The sequence below is a fragment of the Variovorax sp. LjRoot84 genome (assembly GCF_964254305.1).
Classification (GTDB): domain Bacteria; phylum Pseudomonadota; class Gammaproteobacteria; order Burkholderiales; family Burkholderiaceae_C; genus Variovorax.
In genome coordinates this window covers 3,973,106-3,997,271 of sequence record NZ_CAXUTE020000001.1, presented here as the reverse complement: position 1 = coordinate 3,997,271, position 24,166 = coordinate 3,973,106, and the positions used below count along the sequence as shown (strand labels likewise).

Here is a 24,166-nt window from a genome sequence, read left to right as displayed (position 1 = left end):
CAGGCTTCCAAAACAAAAACGCCGACTTTCGGGTCGGCGTTTTCTTTTCGGATTCAAGGTGGAAAAAAAGCTTGGCTAGTCGGCGAACCGTTGGCTAGCAAAAAACGACCCTTCGGAGATGAATCTCCTCGAGTCGCCCCACGATGAAACTTGCGCGAGGGGCGGGCTGATCTCTATTTGGTCAGGATCAGCTTGCCGAGTTTGGTGGCTTGCAGCCGATAGAGCGAGCCGTTGTGCATGATCCCGACGATCTTGCTGCCCTTGAGAAGCTCCGTGCTTTCGAAAAGGGCAGCAGGGCGGGGCGCCTCGGCGGCGGCGCGGCCACCGCCCGAATGATCGAGCGAGGGATGGCTCAGGACGGTGAATGCGTTGGGAGTGGCTGGCATTGGAAATCCCCTTGTCGAAGCGATGCGTGAATGATAATGATTCGCAATAAAAAGTCAATCGTCTCGATCGATCTTTTTGCCTTGCAAAGCAGGCTTTACTTCGCCTCGGGTTCCGTGATGAAGCCGATCTTGCGTACGCCGGTCTCGCGCGCCGCCGACATCGCCTGCGCAACACGCTCGTAGCGCACCGCCTTGTCGCCGCGGATGTGCAACTCGGGTTGCGGTTCCTTGGCCGCTTCGGCCGCGAGCCGTGTCTTCAACTCGGTGTCTTCGATCTTCTGTTCGTTCCAGTAATAGCTGCCGTCGGCGGCGACGGTGAACAGGATGTTCTGCGGTTTGGTCTGCTCCGGCTCGCTGCTCGCGCGGGGCAGGTCGATGTTCACCGCGTGCTTCATCACCGGCACGGTGATGATGAAGATGATCAGGAGCACCAGCATGACGTCGACCAGCGGCGTCATGTTGATCTCGTTCATCACCTCATCGGGTTCGTCCTGGGTTCCGAAAGCCATGGTGCTCAGCCTTTCTTGAGCGGGACGACGATGGCTTCGACGCCGCTCTGGACGCGTGCGCCCGTCACGAAGTAGGCATGGAGATCGTGCGCAAAGCTGTTGAGCTTGGTCAGCACGAACTTGTTGCCGCGCACCAGCGCGTTGTAGCCCAGCACCGCGGGAATGGCGACCGCCAGGCCGAGTGCCGTCATGATCAGCGCTTCGCCGATCGGGCCGGCCACCTTGTCGATGGTGGCCTGGCCGGCCGAGCTGATGCTCATCAAGGCGTGGTAGATGCCCCAGACCGTGCCGAACAAGCCGATGAACGGGGCCGTCGAACCGACCGAGGCCAGGACGGCCAGACCAGTCTGCAGGCGCGCGGTGAATTCATCGATGCCGTTGCGCAATGCGCGTGTGATCCAGTCGCTCACGTCGAGCGCATCGTGCAGATGGGCCTTGGTGTTGCGATGATGCGCCGCGGCTTCACGGCCTTCCAGGGCGAGTGCGCGGAACGGGTTGCTGTCGTCCTTGCCGAGCTTGTTGAGCGCGGTGGCGAAGTCTTCGCTGTGCCAGAAGTCCTGCGAGTGCTTCGCGAGGCGCTTGTACTTGATGACGTCCAGCGCCTTGATCAGGATCACGATCCACGAGGCGAGCGACATGCCGATCAGCAGCAAGGCGACGGCCTTGGTGACGAAGTCGCCCTGCGCCCATACGTTCATCAAGCCAAATTGGGAATCCATAACTACTGCTCCGGGACTATTGGGAAAGTGTGAAATTGAAAGGCGCCTTCAACAAGTAGACGGTCGCCTCGTCGGCGCCCGGCTGCCTGATCGGCGTGACCTGCGATGACATGGCTGCCTCGCGCGCAGCCTGGTCGAGCCGGTCATAGCCGCTGGACTTGAAAATCTCGGCGCGCTTGGGAAGGCCCGCGCTGTTGAAATAGACCGCCACGACCACCGTGCCGGTCTCGCCCAATCGCTTGCTCATCGCCGGGTAGGTGATGCGAGGTTCGCGGATGTATTGCGTCTGGCCCTGGCTGATTTCGACGAGCTTGGGCGCCGGCGGTGCGGGTGGCGAGGCAGGAGGAGCCGGCGGCTCTGCGGGGGCGGGCGGTGCAATGGGCGCGGGTGGGGGCGGCGGCTCGATGCTCCCCGTGGGCGCATTCGGCGCTGGTGTGGGCTTCGGCTCGCGTATCGCCTGCGGCCGCGGCCGCGGCGGCGGAGGCGTTTTCGTCACTTCCCGCTTGGGCGGTTCGGGTGGCGGGGGCGGCGGTTCTGCCGGCTTGGGCGGCTCAATGAACTCGCTCAGGATTTCCACCGGGATGACCACCTCGGCGGCGCGGCGCAGCAGGCCGCTCTGCAGAGCCCACAGGGCAGCGACGTGAAAAAGCACCACGCCGCCTGCGATGACGGCGTTGCGTGACAGGCCTAGAACGGAGGGAGGAGACGAGGAAAAGCGGTCAGACACGATCAACTATGGAGTGCCGGCCCTTGCGAAAGGTGCCCGGGTGCAGCGGAACCGCCAGTTACTTACGAAGAATCCACCAGACCGAGCCGGTGACGAGGATCAGGCTGCCGCCGAGTGCCGAGAAGAGTTCCATGCCCTGCTTTCCGTGATGGAGTTGGCAAGCTGGATCGACCTCGGTTCCGATTCGCGGTTGAGTGCGGCAACCGGATGGGAAGCGCTGCATTGCGCGACCACGTCGCGCGCGCAGCCTTCGCACTGGCCGCACTGGGTGGCCACGCCGAGCTCAAACTGCACTTCGTCGAAGGTCATGCCGGCGCGCACATGGCGTGCGATTTCGCGGTCTGACACTCGGCGACATACGCAAACGATCATGGCGGTGAGGCGGCAGTTGGCTGGCTGTTTGTAGAAGGCCTGATTATAAATACGAATTCCTCGCATTTGCAATAACTATTGCAGCTCTGGGGCCAAGCCCTTCGATAGCTGGCCCCTACACCTCGGACCACATGCGCAGCAGGTTGTGATAGTGGCCGGTCAGGGCGACCGTCTCCTCCGACTCGCCGAGCCGGGCGCGCAACTTGATGATGGTTTGGTCGAGTTCGAACAGCATGGCCCGCTGCCGGTCGTCGCGCACCATGCTCTGCAACCAGAAAAAGGAGCAGATGCGCACGCCCTGCGTCACGGGATGCACGCGGTGCAGGCTGCTCGAGGGGTAGAGGATCAGATCACCGGCCGGCAGCTTGACTTCGTGGGTGCCGTAGGTGTCCACGACTTCCAGTTCGCCCCCTTCGTAGTCCTCGGGCTCGGACAGGAACAGGGTGCACGACAGATCGGTGCGCAATTGCTCGCCGGTGCCGGGCACGGAGCGTACCGATCCGTCCACATGCAGTCCGTAGTGTTCGCCGCCTTCGTAGCGATTGAACAGCGGCGGCACGAACCGGAGCGGCAACGCAGCGGAAAAGAGCAGGGCATTCTTGGCCAACGCGGCCAGGATGGTGCTGCCCAGCGCACGGGTCACGGGGGAGAACTCGGGCAGCTGACGATTACGCTTGACCCTGGCGCCCTGTTCCCCGACGGTTTCCCTGCCGTCCACCCAATCGGTCGTGTCGAGGGTTGCTCGCATTTCGCGCACCTGATCCCGCGTCAGGACATCGGGCACATGCAACATCATTTGCAAGATCTCCATGAAAAAAGCCCCAGCGCGACGACTGGGGCTGCGAGTTTCGCAGTCCTCGAGAGTGGGATGCCGGGGCGTGTCAGAACTTGAAGTTGGCGGTCAACGTCGCGGAGCGCGGCGTCCCCACCGTCAGCCGGTTCCCTGCGTTGTTCACCCGTGCCAGATAGAACTTGTCCGTCAGGTTGTACAGGTTGAGCTGGATCGCCACGTTCTTGTTGATTTCGTAGCCGATCATCGCGTCGAAGACCGTATAGCTCGGAATGGTCGGGAAGAAGGTGGTCGGTGTCAGCGCCGCGTTCGACGTCGCCCGCGCCTGCGTGTCGACGTAACGTGCGCCTCCGCCGACGATCAGGCCCATAGGAAACTTGTAGGTCGTCCAAAGCGTGGCCGTGAGCTTCGGCGAGAAGCGAATTTGCGCGCCGTTCTGCGTGGTGCTTGTCCGCGAACCTTCCAGGATCTCGGTGTCGATGCTGGCGATGCCTGCAATGACCTGCCATGCAGGCGTGATCTGCCCGATGGCGCTCAGTTCCACGCCTTGCACGCGCGTCTTGCCGTATTGCTCGGTGTTGCCGAAGGTATCGATCTGAACCTGTTCGTTCTCGTTGGTTGTCCGGAACAGTGCGCCGGTCACCGCGAGGCGCTTGTCGAGCAGATCCCACTTGGTGCCGACCTCGGCGGTCTTCGCCTTCTGCGGATCGAGGTTCGGATTGTTGATGTTGGTGGCCGTGCCCGACAGCGCGAAGTCGGAGCCTGGCGGTTTCGCGGACGTGGCGTAGGCGGCATAGATGCTGCCGTTGGGGGCCGGCTTGAACACCACGCCTGCCTTGCCTGTGAGAAGGTTGTCGGATTTACCGAGCCGTGTTGCGAGTTGCGTCCCGTTGGCTGCAGGTGCGTCCAGGCCGGAAAAGTCGCTCTTGTAGTGCTCGTAGCGGAGACCGCCGTTGATCAGCCATTGCTCGTTGAGCTTGATGGTGTCGAAAGCGTACAGCGCGGCCGTGGTCGTCTTGCCGGCCGTGCTGGCGCCGGTCGGCAGCACCGGAACGAAGGCGCGGTTGACGTTGGGGGCGTAGAGGTTGTTGTAGGCAAGGAACGAAGTGCCCGAGCGCACGCCGTTGAGCGCGTTGATCTGGGCCGCCACGGCGGTGTTGTCCTGCTCTTCGCGGCCCAATTCGACGCCGGCGCTGATGGAGTGCTTCAAGCCGCCCAGGGTCAGGTCCGCCGTGATGTTCGTCTGGTTCGCAAAGATCTCGTTGTCTTGAAGCTTGCCCTGCGGCGTCGTGCGCACCGACCAGCCGAGCGGATTGAACACGTTCGGGACGAGCAGCCCGTTGCTGAACACGCCCGTGAGTACCAGGTCCTGCTTGGTGCGGCCCCAGCGGGAGATGTTGCGGATGGTCACGCCGGGCGCAATATCGTGTTCGATGCGCGCCGTGAACATGTCGGCCTTCACGTCGTCATGGTCCGACAGAAAGCCGTAGTAGTTGTTGGTGTCGACCCGGGGCCCGTTGCCGCCGATGCGCGCCAGATCGGCAAGGTAGTAGCCTTCGAGGCCGACCACTGGAATACCGCCGTCAGGGCGATTCTTCTGATCCATGTGCAGATAGGACAGGTAGATGCGCGTCGGCGTACCGAGGCCGATGGCGAGCGAGGGCGCGATGCCCGATCGATTGTTTTCGACCAGGTCCCGTCCCGGCACGCCGCCGCCCTGCACCATGGCATTCAGACGAAATGCCACGGAACCAGTTTCGTTCAGCGCCCGGTTGAGGTCGACCGTCGCCCGCTTCTGGCTGGCGGAGCCCAGGCTCACGCTGCCGGCGAAGAAGTTCTCGGCGGTGGGTACTTTGGATACGAGATTGATGTAGCCGGTCGGCGATCCGCGGCCAATGTCGGCGCCCGCCGGGCCTTTGACGACCTCGACCTGCTCGATATTGAACATGTCGCGCGAGACGGTGCCCACGTCGCGGATGCCGTCGACGAAGATGCTGCCCGAGGTGTCGAAGCCGCGCATGAACACGGCGTCGCCTGTGGACGTGTTGCCGTTTTCCCCCATCTGGAAGGTAATGCCGGGCGTATTGCGCAGCGCCTCGGTCAGCGTCGTCGCGCCCTGGTCCTGCAGGACCTCCTTCTTGATGACGGTGATGGTTTGCGGCGTATCCACCAGGGGCTGGGTGAACTTGGGCGATGAAGACGTTTCGGGCTTGTAGCCATCGGCCGTCGCTTCGATCTTGACTTCGCGCAACGTATTCGCCGTGCTGGTCTGCGCCGCTACGGGCATCGATATCGCGATCAGGGTTGCGGCTGCTGCGCCAGTCAACTGGGGTGACGGTGCACGCCCGACGGCGTGCTTGCGGCTCTTGATGTAGGCCATGAAGGGTTCTCCGGGAAGGAATGTGAGAACTCGACTGGCGGGTCCGAGCGCGCTCCTCCAAGAGGCGGCGGGATTGGCTGGGTGAGCTGAGTTGCGGCTGCGCGAACTCGAAGCGAATGATAATGAATCTCAATACGTTTGTTTACGTATTTCCAAAATTGAGACTAAGTTCCGCTGTGTTTGTTGCCAGTTAGCAACTGGCGCGGCGTGCAGGCGCCAAGTCAATAGTTCGCCATCGGGCGGGCCCGACCCCGGAGCATGAAGCGGGGGACGTGGCTGGCGACGGATGGCGGGTGGTTGTAGGATGAAATTGGGCGCTGCTGACGAGGTCGGCTTCTCCTTGGTGCAACAAGCCCGTTCAATAGTTGGACCCGCAGTCCTGCGAGCACCCCGGAATGTGGCAGAGGGCGGCGACGTCCCGAAGCACGCTTAGTAGAGTTCGATGACGAGGACTGCCTGCGGCGCCCATCAACCGTCAGGAGGTTCTCATGCAAGTGCTTTACACGCGCTGTGCGGGCCTGGACGTGCACAAGGACACCATCGTGGCCTGCGTGCGGTGCGTCTCGCCGCCCATGCACCAGGAGGTGCGCAGCTTCGGCACCACAACCACCCAGTTGCTCGAACTGGCCGATTGGCTGGCCGAGCACGACTGCACCCACGTGGCGATGGAGGCCACCGGCGTGTACTGGAAGCCGGTGTGGCATGTGCTGGAGGCCGAGTTCGAGTTGGTGCTGGCCAACGCCGCGCACATTCGCAACGTGCCCGGGCGCAAGACGGACGTCAACGACGCGATGTGGATTGCCGATCTGCTGGCGCACGGCCTCATTCGCTCCAGCTTCGTGCCGCCGCAGGCGATCCAGCAGTTGCGCGACCTCACGCGCACGCGCAAGCAACTCGTGCGGGAGGTCTCCCAGCACTCGCTGCGTATCCAGAAGGTGCTGGAGGACGCCAACCTCAAGTTGGGCAGCGTCCTGTCGGATGTACTGGGCAAGAGCGGCCGTGCGATGCTCGATGCCATCGTGGCCGGCCAGAGCGATCCGGCGCTGCTGGCCGCGCTGGCCCAGGGCACGGCGCGCAACAAGACCGCCGAGTTGCGCGAGGCGCTGCGCGGGCGCATCACCGAGCACCATCGCACGATGCTGCGGCTGCACCTGCAGGTCATCGATGCCTTGCAGCGCACGCTGGGCGAACTGGATGCGGCCGTGGGAAAAGCGCTGGCGCCGATCCGGCAGCGCGCCCGCCTGCTCACGACGATGCCCGGGGTCTCTGACCTGACGGCCAGCGTCGTGGTGGCGGAGATCGGCGTGGACATGTCGCGCTTCCCCACTGCCGGCCATCTGATCTCCTGGGCCGGACTGTGTCCACGCAGCGACGAGAGCGCCGGCAAGCGCCGATCCACCCGCGTGCGCAAGAGCGGCACCTGGATCAAGACCACCCTGGTGACTGCCGCCTGGGCCGCGGTGCGCGTGAAGACCAGCTACCTGCGTGCGCAGTTCCTGCGTATCAAGGCACGTCGCGGAGCCAAGAAGGCCATCCTCGCCGTGGCCGCTTCCATGCTCACTGCCGCGTACCACATGCTTCGCGACGGCACCGAGTACAGCGACTTGGGTAGCGAATACCTCGACCGCCACGACCGATCCAAAATCATCCGCCGCTTGATCAAGCGCCTTCAAGACCTCGGCTGCGAGCTTCCTGTGGTTGCTCATACGGGATAGCGCTTCTTAGTAGTTGTTCATCGGGCAGGCCCGACCCCGGCGCATGAAGCATGGGGTGCGAGTAGTGCTTCTTAGTAGACTAAGTTCCGCTGTGTTTGTTGCCAGTTAGCAACTGGCGCGGCGTGCAGGCGCCAAGTCAATAGTTCGCCATCGGGCGGGCCCGACCCCGGAGCATGAAGCGGGGGACGTGGCTGGCGACGGATGGCGGGTGGTTGTAGGATGAAATTGGGCGCTGCTGACGAGGTCGGCTTCTCCTTGGTGCAACAAGCCCGTTCAATAGTTGGACCCGCAGTCCTGCGAGCACCCCGGAATGTGGCAGAGGGCGGCGACGTCCCGAAGCACGCTTAGTAGAGTTCGATGACGAGGACTGCCTGCGGCGCCCATCAACCGTCAGGAGGTTCTCATGCAAGTGCTTTACACGCGCTGTGCGGGCCTGGACGTGCACAAGGACACCATCGTGGCCTGCGTGCGGTGCGTCTCGCCGCCCATGCACCAGGAGGTGCGCAGCTTCGGCACCACAACCACCCAGTTGCTCGAACTGGCCGATTGGCTGGCCGAGCACGACTGCACCCACGTGGCGATGGAGGCCACCGGCGTGTACTGGAAGCCGGTGTGGCATGTGCTGGAGGCCGAGTTCGAGTTGGTGCTGGCCAACGCCGCGCACATTCGCAACGTGCCCGGGCGCAAGACGGACGTCAACGACGCGATGTGGATTGCCGATCTGCTGGCGCACGGCCTCATTCGCTCCAGCTTCGTGCCGCCGCAGGCGATCCAGCAGTTGCGCGACCTCACGCGCACGCGCAAGCAACTCGTGCGGGAGGTCTCCCAGCACTCGCTGCGTATCCAGAAGGTGCTGGAGGACGCCAACCTCAAGTTGGGCAGCGTCCTGTCGGATGTACTGGGCAAGAGCGGCCGTGCGATGCTCGATGCCATCGTGGCCGGCCAGAGCGATCCGGCGCTGCTGGCCGCGCTGGCCCAGGGCACGGCGCGCAACAAGACCGCCGAGTTGCGCGAGGCGCTGCGCGGGCGCATCACCGAGCACCATCGCACGATGCTGCGGCTGCACCTGCAGGTCATCGATGCCTTGCAGCGCACGCTGGGCGAACTGGATGCGGCCGTGGGAAAAGCGCTGGCGCCGATCCGGCAGCGCGCCCGCCTGCTCACGACGATGCCCGGGGTCTCTGACCTGACGGCCAGCGTCGTGGTGGCGGAGATCGGCGTGGACATGTCGCGCTTCCCCACTGCCGGCCATCTGATCTCCTGGGCCGGACTGTGTCCACGCAGCGACGAGAGCGCCGGCAAGCGCCGATCCACCCGCGTGCGCAAGAGCGGCACCTGGATCAAGACCACCCTGGTGACTGCCGCCTGGGCCGCGGTGCGCGTGAAGACCAGCTACCTGCGTGCGCAGTTCCTGCGTATCAAGGCACGTCGCGGAGCCAAGAAGGCCATCCTCGCCGTGGCCGCTTCCATGCTCACTGCCGCGTACCACATGCTTCGCGACGGCACCGAGTACAGCGACTTGGGTAGCGAATACCTCGACCGCCACGACCGATCCAAAATCATCCGCCGCTTGATCAAGCGCCTTCAAGACCTCGGCTGCGAGCTTCCTGTGGTTGCTCATACGGGATAGCGCTTCTTAGTAGTTGTTCATCGGGCAGGCCCGACCCCGGCGCATGAAGCATGGGGTGCGAGTAGTGCTTCTTAGTAGTTGTTCATCGGGCAGGCCCGACCCCGGCGCATGAAGCATGGGGTGCGAGTAGTGCTTCTTAGTAGACGTCGCGTCTATAGCGGCCGGTGGCCGTGAGTTCACGCACCAGGGCTTCACCGGCGATCTGGCGCAATGCCGCGTCGACGCCGGAGGCCATTCCCTGCAGGCTGCCGCACACATACACGGCTGCGCCGCGACCGATCCACGCGAGCACTTCCTCGGAAGCCTGCAGCAAGCGGTGCTGGACATAGAGCCGGTCGGGCTGATCGCGCGAAAAGACCATGTCGAGCCGGCGCAGAACGCCTGCGGCGTTCCAAGCTTCGATTTCGGCGCGGTAGAGAAAGTCATGCCGCGCATTGCGCTCCCCGAACACCAGCCAGTTGTCGTGCTGGCGGGCGGCGGCACGGGCTCGCAGATGGCTGCGCAGGCCGGCCAGCCCGGTGCCGTTGCCGATGAGAATCAGCGGCCGCTGCGCATTGCCTTCGAGGCGGAAATTGCGGTGGGGCCGCAGGCGCAGCGCGACCGTGTCACCGATGGCCAATGTCGAGGTCAGCAGGCCCGATGCGGCACCCAGAGTCCCGTCGGGGTGCTGTTCCTGGCGCACCAGCAACTGGAGCTCTCCGTCGGTTTGAATCGAGGAGATCGAATAGTCGCGCGGTCGACCTGGATCGCTGGCGATGGTGATCTGCGCCACGTCTCCGGACGCCCACTGTGCTGCAGTTCCCGCCGGCGCCACGAACGCCAGGTGGTACACCGGCGCGCCTGCGCTGCCCGCATTCAAGCGCTCGCGCGCTGCGAGACGCCAGGGCATGGTCCTTGCGCTGCTGTCTTCCGCCTGCGCAACTGCGTCGCCGCCGCATCGGGCTCGCCAGACGGCGAGGCTGGCCGGGTCGGTATTGTCGACTTCAAGGCGTTCGAATGTGCGTGTGGCGCCGGCCGAGTGAAGCCATTCGTCGAGCGCGCGGCCGAAGCCGCAGAAGCTTGCGTACTGGCGGTCACCCAATGCGAGCACGGCGTAGCGCAGCGAGGAGAAGTCGGCAGTGCTGCCCATCACCTGCTCGGCGAACACGCTGGCGCCGTCGGGTGCGTCGCCTTCACCGTAAGTGCTGGCGATGAAGAGCGCAGAGCTTGCGCCATGCAAGGTCTTCGTATCGGCTTCGTTGAGCGACATGACGCGGACCGGGGTCCCTGCCGCGCGCAGCCAGCCTGCGGTCTGCCAGGCGATGGCTTCGGCCTGGCCGGTCTGGCTTGCGTACAGCACCAACGCGGTCTCTTCGGCGCCATCCCCCGCGAGCGCTGCGGCAGCGCGTGCCAGGACCTGATTGCGTCGGCGTTCGCGCCAGTACACCGCGAGGCACAGGCCCGCGTAGGCGCACACGGTCGAGCCGGCTGCCAGCGCGCGCACGGTGGCTTCGGTCATGCAACTTGCGCTGTCCAGGCCTCGCTGGCCAGCGCCCGGTGCCCCGCACCTTCGCGGCCAACGAACAGGGCTGCGATTCCGTGATGCTGCGCAAAGGTCAAGCCCTTGTCCGGACCGAGCACCGTGAGAACGGTGGCGAGCGCATCGGCGTGCATGCATTGGCGATGCAGCACCGTCACCGCTGTCAGCGCATGGCCGGTCGGCTCGCCGCAGCGCGGATCGAGGGTGTGCGACCAGCTTCGACCCTCGTGTTGACGCAGGTGCCAGCGGTCGCCCGAAGTGGCAACCGCCATGTCGCTGAGCGCAATGCGTGTTGCGACACCGGACGCGGCATCGATCTGGACTTGCCAGGGCTGCCCACTGGGGCGGCGGCCGACGCCACGCAGTTCGCCGCCCACTTCAACGAGAAAATCCCCGAGCCCGAGAATTTGCAGTTCAGCTGCTACTTGGTCGACCGCAAAGCCCTTGGCGATGCCCGAGAGATCGAGCCAGACACCGCCCGGCTGCAGGATCGAATTGGTATCGGACTCGAAGGCGATGCGCTGCCAGCCGACATGCGAGCGTGCCGCCGCGAGTTCGGCGGGCGAGGGCGGCAATGGCGATGCAATGGCGTGCGCGCCGAAACCCCAGAGCGCCACCAGCGGCCCGATGGTCGGATCGATGGCGCCGTCGCTTGCCGCAGCCCATTGCAATGCGCAGGCAAGCACCTTGCCGAATTCGGGCGCCAGTGCATGCCGGCTGCCGGCAGCAGCGCGGTTGAAGCGGCTGATGTCCGAGTCCGACTCCCAGGTGCTCATCTGGGCGATCACCCGGTCCAGCGCAGCCTCTGCACTCGCACGAACGGCGTCCAGAGGAGTCAAGAGCGGGTTGTCGAACCTGAGCGACCAGGTCGTGCCCATGGTCCGCCCGGCAAGTTGCTGAAGACTCGCAGGATCGGCGCGACGCGGCACGGCCGCGTTGGCATAGCCACCTGTGCGCCGGACCGCGAAAGAAGGCCGCTTGTGCGGCGTGTCCCGAGACGTGTTCAGGGCATCACTTCCAAGGTGGCGGCATAGCTCAGGCGCCGCTCCTTGGCTTGCGGCACCGTGGTCTTGCCGTCCTTGGTGCTGGCTTCGAGCCAGTACATGCCGGCTTGCGGCCAAATCACGGAGAACTGGCCCTTGGCGTCGGTCTTGGCCGTGATCTCATCCACCTTGTCGCGGTAGCGCGTGTTGCCGGGCGTGACCGTCACTTCGAGGTCCTTGGCCGGTTGCCCGTCGATCTGCAGGACGAAGCTGGCCTTCTCCCCCTTCACCAGATCTGTCGGATGGGTGGTGGTCACCAGTTCCAGGCCCTTGCCGCTCGGTTTGAGCACACCGGGCTTGCCCACGGTCACGAAGGTTTCGATGCGGCCGGCCGACTGCGTTACCTCGACCTCCTGCGCATCGGCCGGGATCTGGCTGGCAATGTTCTCCGGCGTGCCGCGTGCGCGCTTGGGTTGACCGGTGGCCTTGTCCTTCCAGCGGGCAAACACGCCGCCATTGAGCACCGCGACGCGGTAGGTGCCGGGCTGCGCGAGGTTGAGGTCGAACACGCTGCGCAACTTGCCCTTGTGGATGTTCTCGGCCTTCACGGCGCTGCCGTCTGGTGCGGTCACGGCCAAGTTGTCGAGCGCCAGCGGGTTGTGATTGAAGAAGAACAAGTCGTTCGAAACGGCCGCGTCGACCGTGATCCAGTCGCCTTTCGAGAGCACGGTGCTCGAAGGCAGCAGCCACACGTTGTGCGCCTGCACGGCAGCGGCGCCGGCGGAAAGAGCAAGGGCCAGGGCGGCGGTGCGAAAAGCAAACTTCATGGTGAGACCCGATGAGGAGGATGAAAGGGGATGGATCAAGGCTTGAGCTCGAGCCGGACTTCGCCGAGCTCGCTGTTGCCGGCGACCTGGGGCTGCTCGGCTTTGGCCGGCGGCCACTGGAACGGAATGCTCACGATCTCGCGGCCGCCGACTTCGCGTGCCGCTTCGACGTACAGCTTGTAGGCGCCCGGCGCCAGCTTCGGCAGCGCGACCGAGCCTTCGGTGAAGCTGATCTGGTGCTTGCCGGCAGGGCGGGTGGCGCTGCTCACGCCGTCGACCGGCATTTGCAGCTCGCGTCCCGTGCGCCGCCACCACTGGCGCATGTCCTTGAGCCACTTGGTGCCTTCGCCTTCCGCGTTGCCCTTGTTCTTGATGTCGTACCAGACGGCCAGCGTGGTGGCGACCGACTGGTCGGCGCGCTCGATCCACGCTGCGACGTACGGGCGGTGGTATTCGGCCACCGTCAGGCGCGGCACTTCGATGTTGACCGCGAGGCCGGCTGCGAAGGCGGGCGCGCCGAAGAGCGCTGCGAGCGCGAGCGAATAGCGAACTTGCACGGGAAAACCTCTTTCCTGGATCAATGAATGAACAACAGCGCGAGCAGCACCGGCACGACCAGACCCATGCCCACCATGGGCCAGGTGAAAGGCCGGTTGCCTGCGTGCATCTTGAGAATGAACAGGCCGGTGACCGAGAACACCAGCGTGGCGGCCGCAAAAATGTCGATGAACCAGCTCCAGGCAACGCCGGTGTGGCGGCCCTTGTGCAGGTCGTTGAAATAGGAGAGCCAGCCGCGGTCCGTGCGTTCGTATTCGATCTGCCCGTCGGACAGGCTGAGCCGCAGCCAGGCGTCGCCGCCGGGGCGCGGGAGCGAGAGATAGATTTCGTCGTCGGACCACTCGGCTTCGCGGCCCGAAGTGTCGATCGCCCATTGCTTGTGCACCCAGGCCTGAAGTTCTGCCGGGAGTTCGGCCTTGCCTTTTCGCGCCTTGGCAGCCGGCAGTTGTTGCGCGAGGTGGCCGCGCAACGCGTTGTCGATAGTGCCGGTCAGGCTGCTGACCTTCGGCTTGGCTTCGATGCCGGCGGCATGATTGAGGGTGAATCCCGTGACGCTGAACAGCGCCATGCCGATCAGGCAGAGCGCCGAGCTGACCCAATGCCATTCATGCAAGGTCTTGAGCCAGTAGGCGCGGCGGCGGTTGTCGGTGGCGGCGGGGGGCATTGGAGCCCGCGATTCTAGCCTTGCAAATGAGAATGAATGCCATTTACAAGACGCGATGCGGGCAAAAAAATGCGGGCCGCAGCCCGCCTGCATGGCGCGATGCGCCTTACTCGATCTCGCCCATTTGCGACTGCAGATAGTTCTGCAGCCCGACCTTATCGACCAGATCGATCTGGGTTTCGAGGAAGTCGATGTGCTCTTCGGTGTCGTCCAGGATCTCTTGCAGCAGGTCGCGCGAGACATAGTCGCGCACCGATTCGCAGTGGGCGATGCCGGCCTTGATGGTGGCTTGTGCGCCGGTCTCTGCGGTGAGGTCGCACTGCAGGATCTCGGGGACGTCTTCGCCGACATTGAGCTTGGCCAGATCCTGAAGATTCGGCAGGCCGTCGAGCACAAAGATGCGATCCATGAGCTTGTCGGCGTGTTTCATTTCGCCGATCGACTCCTCGTATTCCTTCTTGGCCAGCTTGTCCAGGCCCCAGTGCTTGAGCATGCGGTAGTGCAGGAAGTACTGGTTGATCGCAGTGAGCTCGTTCTTGAGCTGCGCCTGGAGATGGTCGATGACTTGAGGGTCGCCCTTCATGGTTATTCCTTGTTCTGAAAGCGTCGATTGTGTGAGCCGCTCGTGACAGCACGCAAGCAAACCCATGCGCTGGCGGTCTGCATGCGTTTGATCGTGATAGGTGTTCGCATTTGGCGGTGGCCGCCGACCTCATAGGCCACCGCAATTTTTTTCATAGTTCATAACTATGAATTCGCCTTGATTGGTAGTTATACTAATCGCTCGCCATTTTCTTTCATCAGTCACCCAAGGAAAACTGAATGTCCCTGATCAACACCGAAATCATCCCGTTCAAGGCCACCGCGTACCACAACGGCAAGTTCGTTCCGGTCAGCAACGAAAACTTCAAGGGCAAGTGGTCCGTCGTGGTGTTCTACCCGGCCGACTTCACTTTCGTGTGTCCGACCGAACTGGGCGACCTGGCCGACCACTATGCTGAATTCCAGAAGCTCGGCGTCGAGGTGTATGGCGTGTCGACCGACACCCACTTCACCCACAAGGCCTGGCACGACACCTCGGAAACCATCGGCAAGGTCCAGTACCCGCTGATCGGCGACCCGAGCCAGCAACTCGCACGTGCCTTCCAGGTCCTCATCGAAGAGGGCGAAGACGCAGGCCTTGCCTATCGCGGCACCTTCGTGATCGACCCCGAAGGCAAGATCAAGACCATCGAAGTGCACGACAACGGCATCGGCCGCGACGCCGCCGAGCTGCTGCGCCGCGTGAAGGCCGCCCAGTACGTGGCTGCCCACCCCGGTGAGGTCTGCCCGGCCAAGTGGACCGAAGGCGCCGAAACGCTCAAGCCTTCCTTCGACCTCGTCGGCAAGATCTAACTCGCCGTTTGCGCCAGGCCCGGGCGCGTTTCGCTCCCGGGCTTTTTTGTTCCCCTCGTATTTTCAAAGTGAGTTCACCATGCTCGACGCCGGCACCAAGGCACAACTGAAAAGCTATCTCGACCGCATCACGCAGCCGATCGAAATCGTCGCTTCGCTCGACGACAGCAAGGCGTCGGGCGATCTGCAATCGTTGCTGAAGGACGTAGCCGACTCGTCTTCGCTGGTGAAGGTGGCCGAGAGCCGCGACGACAACCATCGCAAGCCCTCGTTCTCGATCAACCGGCCGAGCCAGAGCCATGGCCCGCGCTTCGCGGGCATTCCGATGGGCCACGAATTCACCTCGCTGGTGCTCGCGTTGCTGCAGGTCGGCGGCTATCCGCCCAAGGTCGACGAAGCCGTGCTGCAGCAGATTCGCGCGCTCGACGGCGATTTCGAGTTCGAGATCTACATCTCGCTCACTTGCCACAACTGCCCGGACGTCGTGCAGGCGCTCAATCTGATGGCGGTGCAGAACCCGCGCATCAAGACCACCATGATCGACGGCTCGCTGTTCCAGGACGAGGTGAAAGAACGCCAGATCATGGCCGTGCCGACCGTGTTCCTGAACGGCACCGAATTCGGCCAGGGCCGCATGAGCCTGGAAGAAATCCTGGCCAAGATCGACACCAGCGGCGTCGAGCGCGAGGCGAAAAAGATCGCCGGCAAGGCTCCGTTCGACGTGCTCATCGTCGGCGGCGGGCCGGCCGGCGCGGCAGCGGCCGTGTATGCGGCGCGCAAGGGCATCCGCACAGGCGTGGCGTCCGAGCGCTTTGGCGGCCAGGTGCTCGACACCATGGGCATCGAGAACTTCATCTCGATCAAGGAAACCGAAGGACCCAAGTTCGCGCTGGCGCTCGAGGAGCACGTGCGCAACTACGAGGTCGACATCATGAACCTGCAGCGCGCCGCGGCGCTGGTGCCGGGCAAGGATTTCATCGAGATCAAGCTCGAGAACGGTGCTTCGCTCAAGAGCCGCTCGGTCGTGATCTCGACCGGGGCGCGCTGGCGCAACATCAACGTGCCGGGCGAGCACGAGTACAAGAACAAGGGCGTGGCCTACTGCCCGCACTGCGACGGCCCGCTCTTCAAGGGCAAGCGCGTGGCCGTGATCGGCGGCGGCAATTCGGGCGTCGAAGCGGCGATCGACCTCGCCGGCATCGTGGGCCACGTGACGCTGATCGAGTACGACACGCAACTGCGCGCCGACGCGGTGCTGCAGCGCAAGCTGAAGAGCCTGGCGAACGTCAGGATCGTCACCAACGCACAGACGATCGAGATCACCGGCGACAAGCAGAAGGTCAACGGCCTGATCTACAAGGACCGCGCGACGGGCGAGAGCCACCAGGTGGAACTCGAAGGCGTGTTCGTGCAGATTGGCCTGGTGCCCAACACCGATTGGCTCAAGGGCACGGTCGAGCTCTCGAAGCACGGCGAGATCGTGGTCGACGCGAAGGGCCAGACCTCGGTGCCCGGCGTGTTCGCGGCGGGCGATGCGACGACGGTGCCGTTCAAGCAGATCATCATTGCGGCCGGCGATGGTGCGAAGGCCGCGCTCAGCGCCTTCGATCACCTGATCCGGACCTCGGCGCCGGCAGAGGAGGCCGTGGCTGCCTGAAGGCGAAGGTGGGCGAGGCCCGTCAAGTCCTGCATCAGCAGGCGGGCGGCGGGTGCGATCCACGGGATCGGCGAAGAAGGCGAGGCCGGGGCGAACCGGCGCAACGCGGCAAGATCGGGTGGAGCGCCTGCTTCCAGGCTTTCTGCGCTGCTTTCGAGCGCTCGCCCCGCGGCTTGGCCGAGTGCTGTCCATGCTGCATCGTCGCGCGCGAGCGGCGCGCTCTCGGCCAGCCGCGCGAACAGGGCGGCGTCATGCGCGATGCGTGCCACGAGCTGCGCCGTCCGAGCGCAATCCTCGGCGCCGTTCTGCGCTCTGCGGCGCAGGCGGCGCCAGAGCTTCGCTTCCCGATCGGCGCCCACCGCCATCACGGCCAAGTCGCGCAATGCGAGCCGCGCTGCGCCAGCGGCGGCCTCCTTTTCTTCCGGCGTCAAAGGCGCCGGGCCGAGATCGCGTTGCACGTCGGCCGCGATGCGCCGCAAGACCGACGCACACGCCGCATCGAAGCGCGCTTGCGTGCGCGATGCCAGCCCCAGCATGGAGATCGCCAGGCCCGTTGAGACCCCGATCGCAATCTCGACCACGCGCAGGCCGGCGACCTCGAGCGCCGGGTGGCCCGCGATCCCGCCGCTGGACAGCACGATCAATGCAGCGATCGGCGCGCTGCGCATCGAAGCAATCCATGCGCTCCCCAGCGCGAGCAGTGCCACGATGCCGAGCGTGGCCGCCGTCGACCCCACCCCGATGTGATGCTGCAGCCAGACACCGGCCAGTCCCAGGCCGGTACCGGCCAGCGTGCCGCGCACCCGGTCCCAGCCCGCACCGAGCGTGGAGCCCGTGGTCGGGCGCATCACGATCAAGGCGCTCGTCACGGCCCAGAAGCGCTCGGGCATATGCAGGGCATCGGACGCCAGGTAGGACAGCACTACCGCGGCCGCCAGTTGAAGGCCGTGGCGCAACGTGGCGTCGTTCATGAACGGCCGACCGGGACTGTTGAAGGCTGCGCGCCCAAGCCTTCGGCCACACGGTCGATGAGCTCGCAGGCCGCGAGCAATTGCGCGCGCTCACCGGCGCTCAGCTGTGCGCCGAGCGCGGATGCAAGCGACGCCTCCCTGCGATGCACCTCGGCGGTGAGCAGATGCGCGCCTGCGGCAGTCAGGGACAGGATCGATTTGCGCGCGTCGCCCTCGTGGGCACGACGCTCCACGAGGCCATCGGTCTCGATTTCTGCGAGCAGCCTTGTCAAGGTCTGGAGCTTGACCCGCTCGTGCAGCGCCAGTTGCGTCGGCGTCAGCGGGCCGCGCCGATACAGCTGTCCGAGCACGCTCAGCTTGGCCGAACCCGGCTGGTCTGTACTGCCCTGCGAACGAAGATGCCGTGTCAGCTGCGAAACCGCCGCGCGCAGACGCACGGCGGTGTGCATCGCATCTGCGGGAGGTTTGGGAGCCATCCGCAGATCATAAGATCAATCTTAGTAAAAGCCAATCAGTAGGTCAGCCGCTCGGGCCGCAGCTCCTGCAGGATGGTGGTCGCGATTTCCTCGATCGACTTGGTGGTGGTCGACAGCCAGCGGATGCCGGCCCGCCGCATCATCGCCTCGGCCTCGCTCACCTCATGCCGGCAATTCTCGATGCTCGCGTAGCGCGAGTCCGGGCGCCGTTCGTTGCGGATCTCGCTCAGGCGCTCGGGCTGGATCGTGAGGCCGAAGATCTTCTTGCGATGTGGCATCAGGGCTGGCGGCAACTGCCGGCGGTCGAAGTCTTCGGGGATCAGCGGGTAGTTCGCGGCCTTCAGGCCATGCTGCATGGCGAGATAGAGCGAAGTGGGCGTCTTGCCGCTGCGGCTGACGCCGACCAGGATCACGTCGGCGCCGTCGAGGTCGCGGTTGCTCTGGCCGTCGTCGTGCGCCAGGCTGAAGTCGATGGCCTGGATCCGCGCGTTGTATTCCTTGCTCTTGCTCACGTCGCTGAAGCGGCCGATGCGATGGTTCGACTTCATCGCCAGCTCGATTTCGAGCGGCCGCACGAAGGTGCCGAACATGTCGAGCAGCATGCCCTTGCAGCCGGTCTCGATCACCTCGAGCACGTCCATGTTGGCCAGCGTCGTGAAGACGATCGGCCGCAGACCCTCGATTTCGGCCGTGTGATTGATCCGCCGCACGGCCTGGTGGGCCTTGTCGACCGTGTCGGTGAAGGGCAGCCGCACGTGGCGGGGCTTCATCTCGAACTGGGCGAGGACGGCGTTACCGAAGGTTTCGGCAGTGATGCCGGTGCCGTCGGAAACGAAGAAAACGGTGCGCGTGTGCATGGTTGGCGGCCTTGTCCTGCGGCGCGCCGAAGCGGGCGGCGCCTACAATCCGGCCCATTATCGGGAATGCGCCAGCGCCGTTCCCCAATCCCAATGCCTTCTTTCATGCACACCGCCCCTGCGCCCAGAGCAAAAAGAACGATTGCGTCGCGCCGTCTGCATGTTGCCCCGGTTTTAACTTCTGGAGCTTTCCCATGTCTGCACTCTTCGAAGCGACCGCCCTGGTCGTTGCGTTTGAAAACCTGAGGATGACCGACGTCGAGTCGGTCGGCGGCAAGAACGCCAGCCTCGGCGAGATGATTTCCCAACTGCCCCAGGGGGTTCGTGTGCCCACGGGGTTTGCGACCACCGCCCACGCGTTCCGCCAGTTTCTCGCCCACGACGGCTTGGCCGACCGGATCAGCGCCAAGCTCAAGAGCCTGAATACCGAGGACGTGCGCGCGCTGGCCACGGTCGGCGCCGAGATCCGCGCCATGGTGGAGGCCCAGCCTTTCCCGGCCGACCTGCAGAAGGCGATCGGCGAGGCCTTCGCCAAGCTCAGCGCGGGCAACCCCGAAGCCTCTTTTGCCGTGCGCTCGTCGGCCACCGCAGAAGACCTTCCAGACGCCTCGTTCGCGGGCCAGCAGGAGACCTTCCTCAATGTGGTGGGCATCGACGACGTGCTCCACAAGATGAAGGAGGTGTTCGCCTCCCTCTACAACGATCGCGCCATCAGCTACCGGGTTCACAAGGGTTTCGCCCATGACGTCGTGGCGCTGTCGGCCGGCGTGCAGCGCATGGTGCGCAGCGACCTGGGCGCTGCGGGTGTGATGTTCACGATCGATACCGAGTCCGGCTTCGAGGACGTGGTCTTCATCACCTCGAGCTACGGCCTGGGCGAGACGGTGGTGCAGGGCGCGGTGAATCCCGACGAGTTCTACGTGCACAAGCCCACCCTTCGAGCCGGCAAGCGCGCGGTGATCCGGCGCAACCTCGGCTCCAAGCTGATCCAGATGGAGTTCGCGAGCGCGGAGGAAAAGGCGGCCAGCGGCAAGCTGGTGAAGACCACCGACGTGCCGACCGAGCAGCGCAACCGCTATTCGCTGAGCGACGCCGATGTCGAGCAGCTTGCGAAGTACGCCTTGGTAATCGAGGAGCACTATGGCCGTCCGATGGACATCGAGTGGGGCAAGGACGGTACCGACGGCCAGCTCTACATCCTGCAGGCGCGCCCCGAAACCGTGAAGAGCCAGCAGCAGGGCAAGGCCGAGCAGCGCTACAAGCTGCTGGCCAAGGGCGCCGTGCTGGCCGAGGGGCGCGCCATCGGGCAGAAGATCGGCACCGGTCCGGTGCGCCTGGTTCACAGCATCAGCGAGATGGACAAGGTCCAGCCCGGCGATGTGCTGGTAACCGACATGACCGACCCGAACTGGGAACCGGTGATGAAGCGCGCTGCCGCGATCGTCACCAACCGCGGCGGCCGCACCTGCCATGCGGCGATCATCGCGCGCGAACTCGGCATTCCGGCCGTGGTCGGCTGCGGCGATGCCACCGACCTGCTGAAGGACGGCACCCTGGTCACGGTGAGCTGCGCCGAAGGCGATACCGGCTTCATCTACGACGGCCTGCTGGAAACCGAAGTCACTGAAGTCCAGCGCGGCGAAATGCCCGAGATCGACATCAAGCTCATGATGAACGTGGGCAATCCGCAGCTCGCCTTCGACTTTGCCCAGTTGCCGAACCACGGGGTCGGCCTGGCGCGGCTCGAATTCATCATCAACAACAACATCGGGGTCCATCCCAAGGCGATCCTCGACTACCCGAATGTCGATGCGGACCTCAAGAAGGCCGTCGAATCGGTGGCGCGCGGCCATGCCTCGCCGCGCGCCTTCTACGTCGACAAGGTCGCCGAAGGCATCGCCACCATCGGCGCCGCGTTCTGGCCCAAGCAGGTGATCGTGCGCCTGTCCGACTTCAAGTCCAACGAATACCGCAAGCTGATCGGCGGCAGCCGCTACGAGCCGGAGGAAGAAAACCCGATGCTCGGCTTCCGTGGCGCGGCGCGCTACCTGAGCGCGGACTTCGGCGAAGCCTTTGCCATGGAATGCGAGGCGCTCAAGCGCGTGCGCAACGAGATGGGCCTGACCAACGTGCAGATCATGGTGCCCTTCGTGCGCACCCTGGGCCAGGCCGAGCGCGTCACGGGATTGCTGGGCGAGCATGGCCTGAAGCGCGGAGAGAACGAACTCAAGCTGATCATGATGTGCGAGGTGCCGAGCAATGCGATCCTGCCCGAGGAGTTCTTGAAGTACTTCGACGGCTTCTCGATCGGATCGAACGACCTGACGCAGCTCACTCTGGGTCTCGACCGCGATTCCGGTCTCGAACTGCTGGCGGCCGACTTCGACGAGCGCGACCCCGCAGTCAAGGCCTTGCTGAGCCGCGTGATCAAGGCCTGCAAGGCCCAGGGCAAGTACGTGGGGATCTGCGGGCAAGGGCCCAGCGACCATCCCGACTTCGCGCTCTGGCTGGCGGAAGAGGGCATCGAGTCGATCTCCCTGAACCCGGACAGTGTGATCGACACCTGGCAGCAACTGGCGCAACGCTGAAGCTCGAAGCTCGAAGCGCGGCGGGCGGCCTGTCACCGCCGCGCTACAAATTTCGTCACACCCGGCTTGTAATTCCCATGTCAGCCCGGTGTAATTGCAACCAGATGAATCTTTAGTGTCAAACTCATGACCTAGGGGAGGCGCAGCCCCGAGAGCGTAGACAGAGGACAACCATGAAACCTCGATCGCTCTCGGGAAATTCGCGTTGGGGGACAGCATGATTCTTGTCAAGACGGAAGCCGGGCAGCAGGCGCTCAAGGACCGTTCGATCCGGCTCACGCCGCGCCAACGCTCGGCCTTCATCCTGTGCGATGGCAAACGCTCGGTGAGCGAAGTGCTCGATGCTGGCATGGGCATCGCACGCGAGGACATCGACCAGATGGTCGAACTCGGCTTGCTCGGGCAGGTGGGCGGAACGGCCGATGCGGCCAACGCAGGGACGGTTTCGGTCCCGCCCAATTCGGCTGCGCCGGCCGCTGAAGTTCCGAAGGAGGCCGCGTGGCCGGCCGCGCCCGCCCCGACGGAGGCGTCCGCGGCGCACCCGGCCCCGGCGCGCTCGAATCAGCAACGCTACAAGGACGCCTATCCGATCGCGACCCAACTCACCGGCAGCCTCGGCCTGCGGGGCTTCAGGCTCAATCTCTCGGTCGAAGGCACATCGACCTACGAGGAACTGCTCGCCCTGTCGCCCAAGATCCGCGACGCAGTGGGCCCGGAGAAGGCGGCCGCACTCGATCGCGCCCTGGGCCTTTGACGATCTTCAGGCACTTCCCGGACGGCGATACCCTGCTACAATAGCCGGCTTTGCCTTGCCACACTGCGACCGACGCTGCAGGTGGCTTTATCCCTTCCACGGAAGATCCACAAGGAGTGCCATGCGTCACTACGAAATCATTCTGCTGATCCATCCGGATCAAAGCGAGCAAGTTCCGGCCATGCTGGAGCGCTACAAGGGCCTGATCACGGCCGGCGGCGGCAAGGTCCACCGCGTCGAAGACTGGGGCCGCCGTCAGCTGGCCTACCAGATCAACAAGCTCAACAAGGCGCACTACCTGTGCGTGAACATCGAGGCCGAGCAGGCCGTGATGGCCGAACTCGAGCACGCGTTCAAATTCAACGACGCCGTCCTGCGCCACCTCACCGTGGTCAAGAAGAAGGCTGAGACCGGCCCGTCGTCGATGATGAAGACGGTCGAGCGCGAAGAGGCCCGCAAGGCTCAGCAGGCCGAGTACGCCGCCAACAACAACTGATGGTGTGAGCGCTGCCGCAGTCAACAGCCTCGTGCTGACTGCCTGCGTCGCCGAACTCGGTACCTTGCGCTTCACGCCTGCCGGCCTGCCCGCTATCGACCTGCGACTCGAGCACGAGTCGACGGTGACCGAAGCGGCCCAGCCCCGGCAGATCAAGGCGGCCCTCAAGGCCGTGGCCTTCGGCGCAGTGGCCGAGCGGCTCGCGAGACAGGCGTTGGGAAGTCTCTGGCGTTTTCAGGGCTTCCTCGCGACACCGGGCAACGGCAAGCACCCAGTGCTGCACATCCAGGATTTTCAGCAAGATTAATTTTCGAAAAGAGGTCCCACAATGGCCACGTTCAAGAAATTCAACAAAGACAAGCGCCCGAAGCGCAACACCCAGTCGCTGCTGTTCAAGCGCAAGCGCTTCTGCCGCTTCACCGTCGCCGGCGTCGAAGAGATCGACTACAAGGACATCGACACGCTGCGCGATTTCATCAGCGAAAACGGCAAGATCATCCCCGCGCGCCTGACCGGCACGCGCGCGATCTACCAGCGCCAGCTCAACACCGCGATCAAGCGCGCACGCTTCCTCGCGATGGTGCCGTACAGCGACCAACACCGCGTTTAAGGAGCAAGACACCATGCAAGTCATTCTTCTGGACAAGGTCGTCAACCTCGGCGTGCTCGGCGAGATCGTCAAAGTCAAGGACGGCTACGCGCGCAACTTCCTGATCCCCTCGGGCCGCGCACGCCGCGCCACCGAAGCCAACAAGGCCGAATTCGAAGCCAAGCGCGTCGAACTCGAAAAGGCCGCGGCTGCCAAGCTGGCCGAATCGCAAGCCCAGGGCGAGAAGCTCGCCGGCACCACCGTCAAGCTGACGCAGAAGGCCGGCGTCGACGGCCGCCTGTTCGGCTCGGTGACCAACCACGACATCGCCGAAGAGCTCAACAAGCAGGGCTACAAGGTCGCGAAGTCGCAGGTGCGCATGCCCAACGGCCCGATCAAGACCGTCGGCGACAGCACCGTCAGCGTTGCACTGCACACCGACGTGGTGGTCGACATCACCGTCACGGTGTACGGCGAAAGCGCGTAAGCCTTCGGCAAGGAGAAAACAAGATCGCTGGTGCGAACTTGTCCTTGTGGGCCGCCTTTGGGCGGCCTTTCTTTTTGGCCTGCCGTGTTGTCCCGCGCATTGCACCGACAACTCACC

The 24,166-nt window shown here is 64.4% G+C and carries 26 protein-coding genes; 10 read left to right on the top strand and 16 right to left on the bottom strand.

The genetic code is table 11. The features are described from left to right. Window positions 1-173: 173 nt before the first annotated feature. The 7 genes from hemP to ACSQ9I_RS19820 all read right to left on the bottom strand — a co-directional run bounded on the left by hemP (window position 174) and on the right by ACSQ9I_RS19820 (window position 5,883). The gene (gene hemP, locus ACSQ9I_RS19850; RefSeq protein WP_093109848.1) at window positions 174-386 is read right to left on the bottom strand and encodes a hemin uptake protein HemP; all 213 of its coding nucleotides are present in this window, start codon (window positions 384-386) and stop codon (window positions 174-176) included. A 95-nt stretch (window positions 387-481) separates the two neighbouring features. Further along, window positions 482-895 carry an ExbD/TolR family protein gene (locus ACSQ9I_RS19845; RefSeq protein WP_436314188.1) on the bottom strand — a complete coding sequence of 138 codons (414 nt, stop codon included), beginning with the start codon at window positions 893-895 and terminating at the stop codon, window positions 482-484. A 5-nt stretch (window positions 896-900) separates the two neighbouring features. Further along, on the bottom strand, window positions 901-1,614 hold the full coding sequence (locus ACSQ9I_RS19840; RefSeq protein WP_093109846.1) for a MotA/TolQ/ExbB proton channel family protein: 714 nt from the start codon (window positions 1,612-1,614) through the stop codon (window positions 901-903). Between the two features lie 16 nt (window positions 1,615-1,630). After that, entirely contained in the window at window positions 1,631-2,344 is a 714-nt protein-coding gene (locus tag ACSQ9I_RS19835; RefSeq protein ID WP_436315786.1) for an energy transducer TonB, read from the bottom strand. Window positions 2,345-2,440: 96 nt separating this feature from the next. Further along, entirely contained in the window at window positions 2,441-2,713 is a 273-nt protein-coding gene (locus tag ACSQ9I_RS19830) for a (2Fe-2S)-binding protein (protein ID WP_093109844.1), read from the bottom strand. A 115-nt stretch (window positions 2,714-2,828) separates the two neighbouring features. Further along, window positions 2,829-3,509, bottom strand: a complete 681-nt coding sequence (locus ACSQ9I_RS19825) for a Fe2+-dependent dioxygenase (RefSeq protein WP_093109843.1) — start codon at window positions 3,507-3,509, stop codon at window positions 2,829-2,831. An 85-nt stretch (window positions 3,510-3,594) separates the two neighbouring features. Next, the gene (locus ACSQ9I_RS19820) at window positions 3,595-5,883 is read right to left on the bottom strand and encodes a catecholate siderophore receptor Fiu (protein ID WP_436314187.1); all 2,289 of its coding nucleotides are present in this window, start codon (window positions 5,881-5,883) and stop codon (window positions 3,595-3,597) included. Window positions 5,884-6,371: 488 nt separating this feature from the next. On the opposite strand from ACSQ9I_RS19820, the gene ACSQ9I_RS19815 reads away from it, so the two are divergent. Together ACSQ9I_RS19815 and ACSQ9I_RS19810 are read left to right on the top strand one after the other, a co-directional pair. After that, window positions 6,372-7,598: an IS110 family transposase gene (locus ACSQ9I_RS19815; protein WP_436313553.1), complete on the top strand. Its 1,227-nt coding sequence runs from the start codon at window positions 6,372-6,374 to the stop codon at window positions 7,596-7,598. A gap of 403 nt (window positions 7,599-8,001) precedes the next feature. Further along, entirely contained in the window at window positions 8,002-9,228 is a 1,227-nt protein-coding gene (locus ACSQ9I_RS19810; protein ID WP_436313553.1) for an IS110 family transposase, read from the top strand. 136 nt (window positions 9,229-9,364) lie between these two features. Here ACSQ9I_RS19810 and ACSQ9I_RS19805 read toward each other — a convergent pair whose 3' ends face one another. From ACSQ9I_RS19805 to bfr, 6 genes are all read right to left on the bottom strand, one after another. Beyond that, window positions 9,365-10,726 (bottom strand): sulfite reductase subunit alpha, encoded by a 1,362-nt coding sequence (locus ACSQ9I_RS19805; RefSeq protein WP_436314186.1) that lies wholly within the window; start codon window positions 10,724-10,726, stop codon window positions 9,365-9,367. Beyond that, a complete protein-coding gene (locus tag ACSQ9I_RS19800) occupies window positions 10,723-11,625 on the bottom strand; it encodes an FAD:protein FMN transferase (RefSeq protein WP_436314185.1) in 903 nt (300 codons plus the stop codon). Before ACSQ9I_RS19800 ends, ACSQ9I_RS19805 begins: the two co-directional genes overlap by 4 nt. Window positions 11,626-11,750: 125 nt before the next feature. After that, entirely contained in the window at window positions 11,751-12,557 is an 807-nt protein-coding gene (locus ACSQ9I_RS19795) for a DUF4198 domain-containing protein (protein WP_093109839.1), read from the bottom strand. Between the two features lie 35 nt (window positions 12,558-12,592). Next, complete coding sequence (locus ACSQ9I_RS19790; protein WP_093109838.1) at window positions 12,593-13,114, bottom strand: DUF2271 domain-containing protein; 522 nt, start codon at window positions 13,112-13,114, stop codon at window positions 12,593-12,595. 20 nt (window positions 13,115-13,134) lie between these two features. Next, entirely contained in the window at window positions 13,135-13,779 is a 645-nt protein-coding gene (locus ACSQ9I_RS19785) for a PepSY-associated TM helix domain-containing protein (protein ID WP_436306320.1), read from the bottom strand. Between the two features lie 106 nt (window positions 13,780-13,885). Then, window positions 13,886-14,362, bottom strand: coding sequence for a bacterioferritin (bfr, locus tag ACSQ9I_RS19780; protein WP_093109836.1), 477 nt, complete (start codon window positions 14,360-14,362; stop codon window positions 13,886-13,888). Between the two features lie 239 nt (window positions 14,363-14,601). Between bfr and ahpC the strand changes: the two genes are divergently transcribed. Both ahpC and ahpF read left to right on the top strand, forming a co-directional pair. Next, window positions 14,602-15,174, top strand: a complete 573-nt coding sequence (ahpC, locus tag ACSQ9I_RS19775; protein ID WP_093109835.1) for an alkyl hydroperoxide reductase subunit C — start codon at window positions 14,602-14,604, stop codon at window positions 15,172-15,174. A gap of 79 nt (window positions 15,175-15,253) precedes the next feature. Next, a complete protein-coding gene (gene ahpF / locus ACSQ9I_RS19770; RefSeq protein WP_436314184.1) occupies window positions 15,254-16,831 on the top strand; it encodes an alkyl hydroperoxide reductase subunit F in 1,578 nt (525 codons plus the stop codon). Here the strand turns inward: ahpF and ACSQ9I_RS19765 are convergent. The 3 genes from ACSQ9I_RS19765 to ppsR form a co-directional block, all read right to left on the bottom strand. After that, window positions 16,783-17,802, bottom strand: a complete 1,020-nt coding sequence (locus ACSQ9I_RS19765; RefSeq protein WP_436314183.1) for an FUSC family protein — start codon at window positions 17,800-17,802, stop codon at window positions 16,783-16,785. The two genes, ahpF and ACSQ9I_RS19765, sit on opposite strands and share 49 nt — an antisense overlap. Continuing rightward, window positions 17,799-18,251, bottom strand: a complete 453-nt coding sequence (locus tag ACSQ9I_RS19760) for a MarR family winged helix-turn-helix transcriptional regulator (RefSeq protein ID WP_244503992.1) — start codon at window positions 18,249-18,251, stop codon at window positions 17,799-17,801. The genes ACSQ9I_RS19765 and ACSQ9I_RS19760 overlap by 4 nt, the downstream gene beginning before the upstream one ends. A 62-nt stretch (window positions 18,252-18,313) precedes the next feature. Beyond that, window positions 18,314-19,135, bottom strand: coding sequence for a posphoenolpyruvate synthetase regulatory kinase/phosphorylase PpsR (gene ppsR / locus ACSQ9I_RS19755; protein ID WP_436314182.1), 822 nt, complete (start codon window positions 19,133-19,135; stop codon window positions 18,314-18,316). A 194-nt stretch (window positions 19,136-19,329) separates the two neighbouring features. Here ppsR and ppsA point away from each other — a divergent pair, with 194 nt between their 5' ends. The 6 genes from ppsA to rplI all read left to right on the top strand — a co-directional run bounded on the left by ppsA (window position 19,330) and on the right by rplI (window position 24,049). Then, on the top strand, window positions 19,330-21,723 hold the full coding sequence (gene ppsA / locus ACSQ9I_RS19750; protein ID WP_093109830.1) for a phosphoenolpyruvate synthase: 2,394 nt from the start codon (window positions 19,330-19,332) through the stop codon (window positions 21,721-21,723). 217 nt (window positions 21,724-21,940) lie between these two features. Then, the gene (locus ACSQ9I_RS19745; RefSeq protein WP_436314181.1) at window positions 21,941-22,477 is read left to right on the top strand and encodes a hypothetical protein; all 537 of its coding nucleotides are present in this window, start codon (window positions 21,941-21,943) and stop codon (window positions 22,475-22,477) included. Window positions 22,478-22,598: 121 nt separating this feature from the next. After that, window positions 22,599-22,973, top strand: coding sequence for a 30S ribosomal protein S6 (gene rpsF / locus ACSQ9I_RS19740; protein WP_093109828.1), 375 nt, complete (start codon window positions 22,599-22,601; stop codon window positions 22,971-22,973). 4 nt (window positions 22,974-22,977) lie between these two features. Further along, complete coding sequence (gene priB, locus ACSQ9I_RS19735; RefSeq protein WP_244503991.1) at window positions 22,978-23,280, top strand: primosomal replication protein N; 303 nt, start codon at window positions 22,978-22,980, stop codon at window positions 23,278-23,280. Window positions 23,281-23,301: 21 nt separating this feature from the next. After that, the gene (rpsR, locus tag ACSQ9I_RS19730; RefSeq protein WP_007830781.1) at window positions 23,302-23,583 is read left to right on the top strand and encodes a 30S ribosomal protein S18; all 282 of its coding nucleotides are present in this window, start codon (window positions 23,302-23,304) and stop codon (window positions 23,581-23,583) included. A 13-nt stretch (window positions 23,584-23,596) separates the two neighbouring features. Next, window positions 23,597-24,049 (top strand): 50S ribosomal protein L9, encoded by a 453-nt coding sequence (gene rplI, locus ACSQ9I_RS19725; RefSeq protein ID WP_436291105.1) that lies wholly within the window; start codon window positions 23,597-23,599, stop codon window positions 24,047-24,049. The last annotated feature ends 117 nt before the right edge of the window (window positions 24,050-24,166 follow it).

Excerpts from the sequence above, each read along its gene's own strand:
- bfr (WP_093109836.1), bottom strand. The coding sequence starts at position 14,362 with ATGAAGGGCGACCCTCAAGTCATCGACCATCTCCAGGCGCAGCTCAAG.
- ppsR (WP_436314182.1), bottom strand. The coding sequence starts at position 19,135 with ATGCACACGCGCACCGTTTTCTTCGTTTCCGACGGCACCGGCATCACT.
- ACSQ9I_RS19825 (WP_093109843.1), bottom strand. The coding sequence starts at position 3,509 with ATGATGTTGCATGTGCCCGATGTCCTGACGCGGGATCAGGTGCGCGAA.
- ACSQ9I_RS19845 (WP_436314188.1), bottom strand. The coding sequence starts at position 895 with ATGGCTTTCGGAACCCAGGACGAACCCGATGAGGTGATGAACGAGATC.
- ACSQ9I_RS19785 (WP_436306320.1), bottom strand. The coding sequence starts at position 13,779 with ATGCCCCCCGCCGCCACCGACAACCGCCGCCGCGCCTACTGGCTCAAG.
- ACSQ9I_RS19820 (WP_436314187.1), bottom strand. The coding sequence starts at position 5,883 with ATGGCCTACATCAAGAGCCGCAAGCACGCCGTCGGGCGTGCACCGTCA.
- rplI (WP_436291105.1), top strand. The coding sequence starts at position 23,597 with ATGCAAGTCATTCTTCTGGACAAGGTCGTCAACCTCGGCGTGCTCGGC.
- ahpF (WP_436314184.1), top strand. The coding sequence starts at position 15,254 with ATGCTCGACGCCGGCACCAAGGCACAACTGAAAAGCTATCTCGACCGC.
- ahpC (WP_093109835.1), top strand. The coding sequence starts at position 14,602 with ATGTCCCTGATCAACACCGAAATCATCCCGTTCAAGGCCACCGCGTAC.
- ACSQ9I_RS19805 (WP_436314186.1), bottom strand. The coding sequence starts at position 10,726 with ATGACCGAAGCCACCGTGCGCGCGCTGGCAGCCGGCTCGACCGTGTGC.
- ACSQ9I_RS19795 (WP_093109839.1), bottom strand. The coding sequence starts at position 12,557 with ATGAAGTTTGCTTTTCGCACCGCCGCCCTGGCCCTTGCTCTTTCCGCC.
- ACSQ9I_RS19765 (WP_436314183.1), bottom strand. The coding sequence starts at position 17,802 with ATGAACGACGCCACGTTGCGCCACGGCCTTCAACTGGCGGCCGCGGTA.
- rpsR (WP_007830781.1), top strand. The coding sequence starts at position 23,302 with ATGGCCACGTTCAAGAAATTCAACAAAGACAAGCGCCCGAAGCGCAAC.
- ACSQ9I_RS19840 (WP_093109846.1), bottom strand. The coding sequence starts at position 1,614 with ATGGATTCCCAATTTGGCTTGATGAACGTATGGGCGCAGGGCGACTTC.
- hemP (WP_093109848.1), bottom strand. The coding sequence starts at position 386 with ATGCCAGCCACTCCCAACGCATTCACCGTCCTGAGCCATCCCTCGCTC.
- ppsA (WP_093109830.1), top strand. The coding sequence starts at position 19,330 with ATGTCTGCACTCTTCGAAGCGACCGCCCTGGTCGTTGCGTTTGAAAAC.
- ACSQ9I_RS19760 (WP_244503992.1), bottom strand. The coding sequence starts at position 18,251 with ATGCACACCGCCGTGCGTCTGCGCGCGGCGGTTTCGCAGCTGACACGG.
- ACSQ9I_RS19815 (WP_436313553.1), top strand. The coding sequence starts at position 6,372 with ATGCAAGTGCTTTACACGCGCTGTGCGGGCCTGGACGTGCACAAGGAC.
- ACSQ9I_RS19745 (WP_436314181.1), top strand. The coding sequence starts at position 21,941 with ATGATTCTTGTCAAGACGGAAGCCGGGCAGCAGGCGCTCAAGGACCGT.
- ACSQ9I_RS19830 (WP_093109844.1), bottom strand. The coding sequence starts at position 2,713 with ATGATCGTTTGCGTATGTCGCCGAGTGTCAGACCGCGAAATCGCACGC.
- rpsF (WP_093109828.1), top strand. The coding sequence starts at position 22,599 with ATGCGTCACTACGAAATCATTCTGCTGATCCATCCGGATCAAAGCGAG.
- ACSQ9I_RS19800 (WP_436314185.1), bottom strand. The coding sequence starts at position 11,625 with ATGGGCACGACCTGGTCGCTCAGGTTCGACAACCCGCTCTTGACTCCT.
- ACSQ9I_RS19810 (WP_436313553.1), top strand. The coding sequence starts at position 8,002 with ATGCAAGTGCTTTACACGCGCTGTGCGGGCCTGGACGTGCACAAGGAC.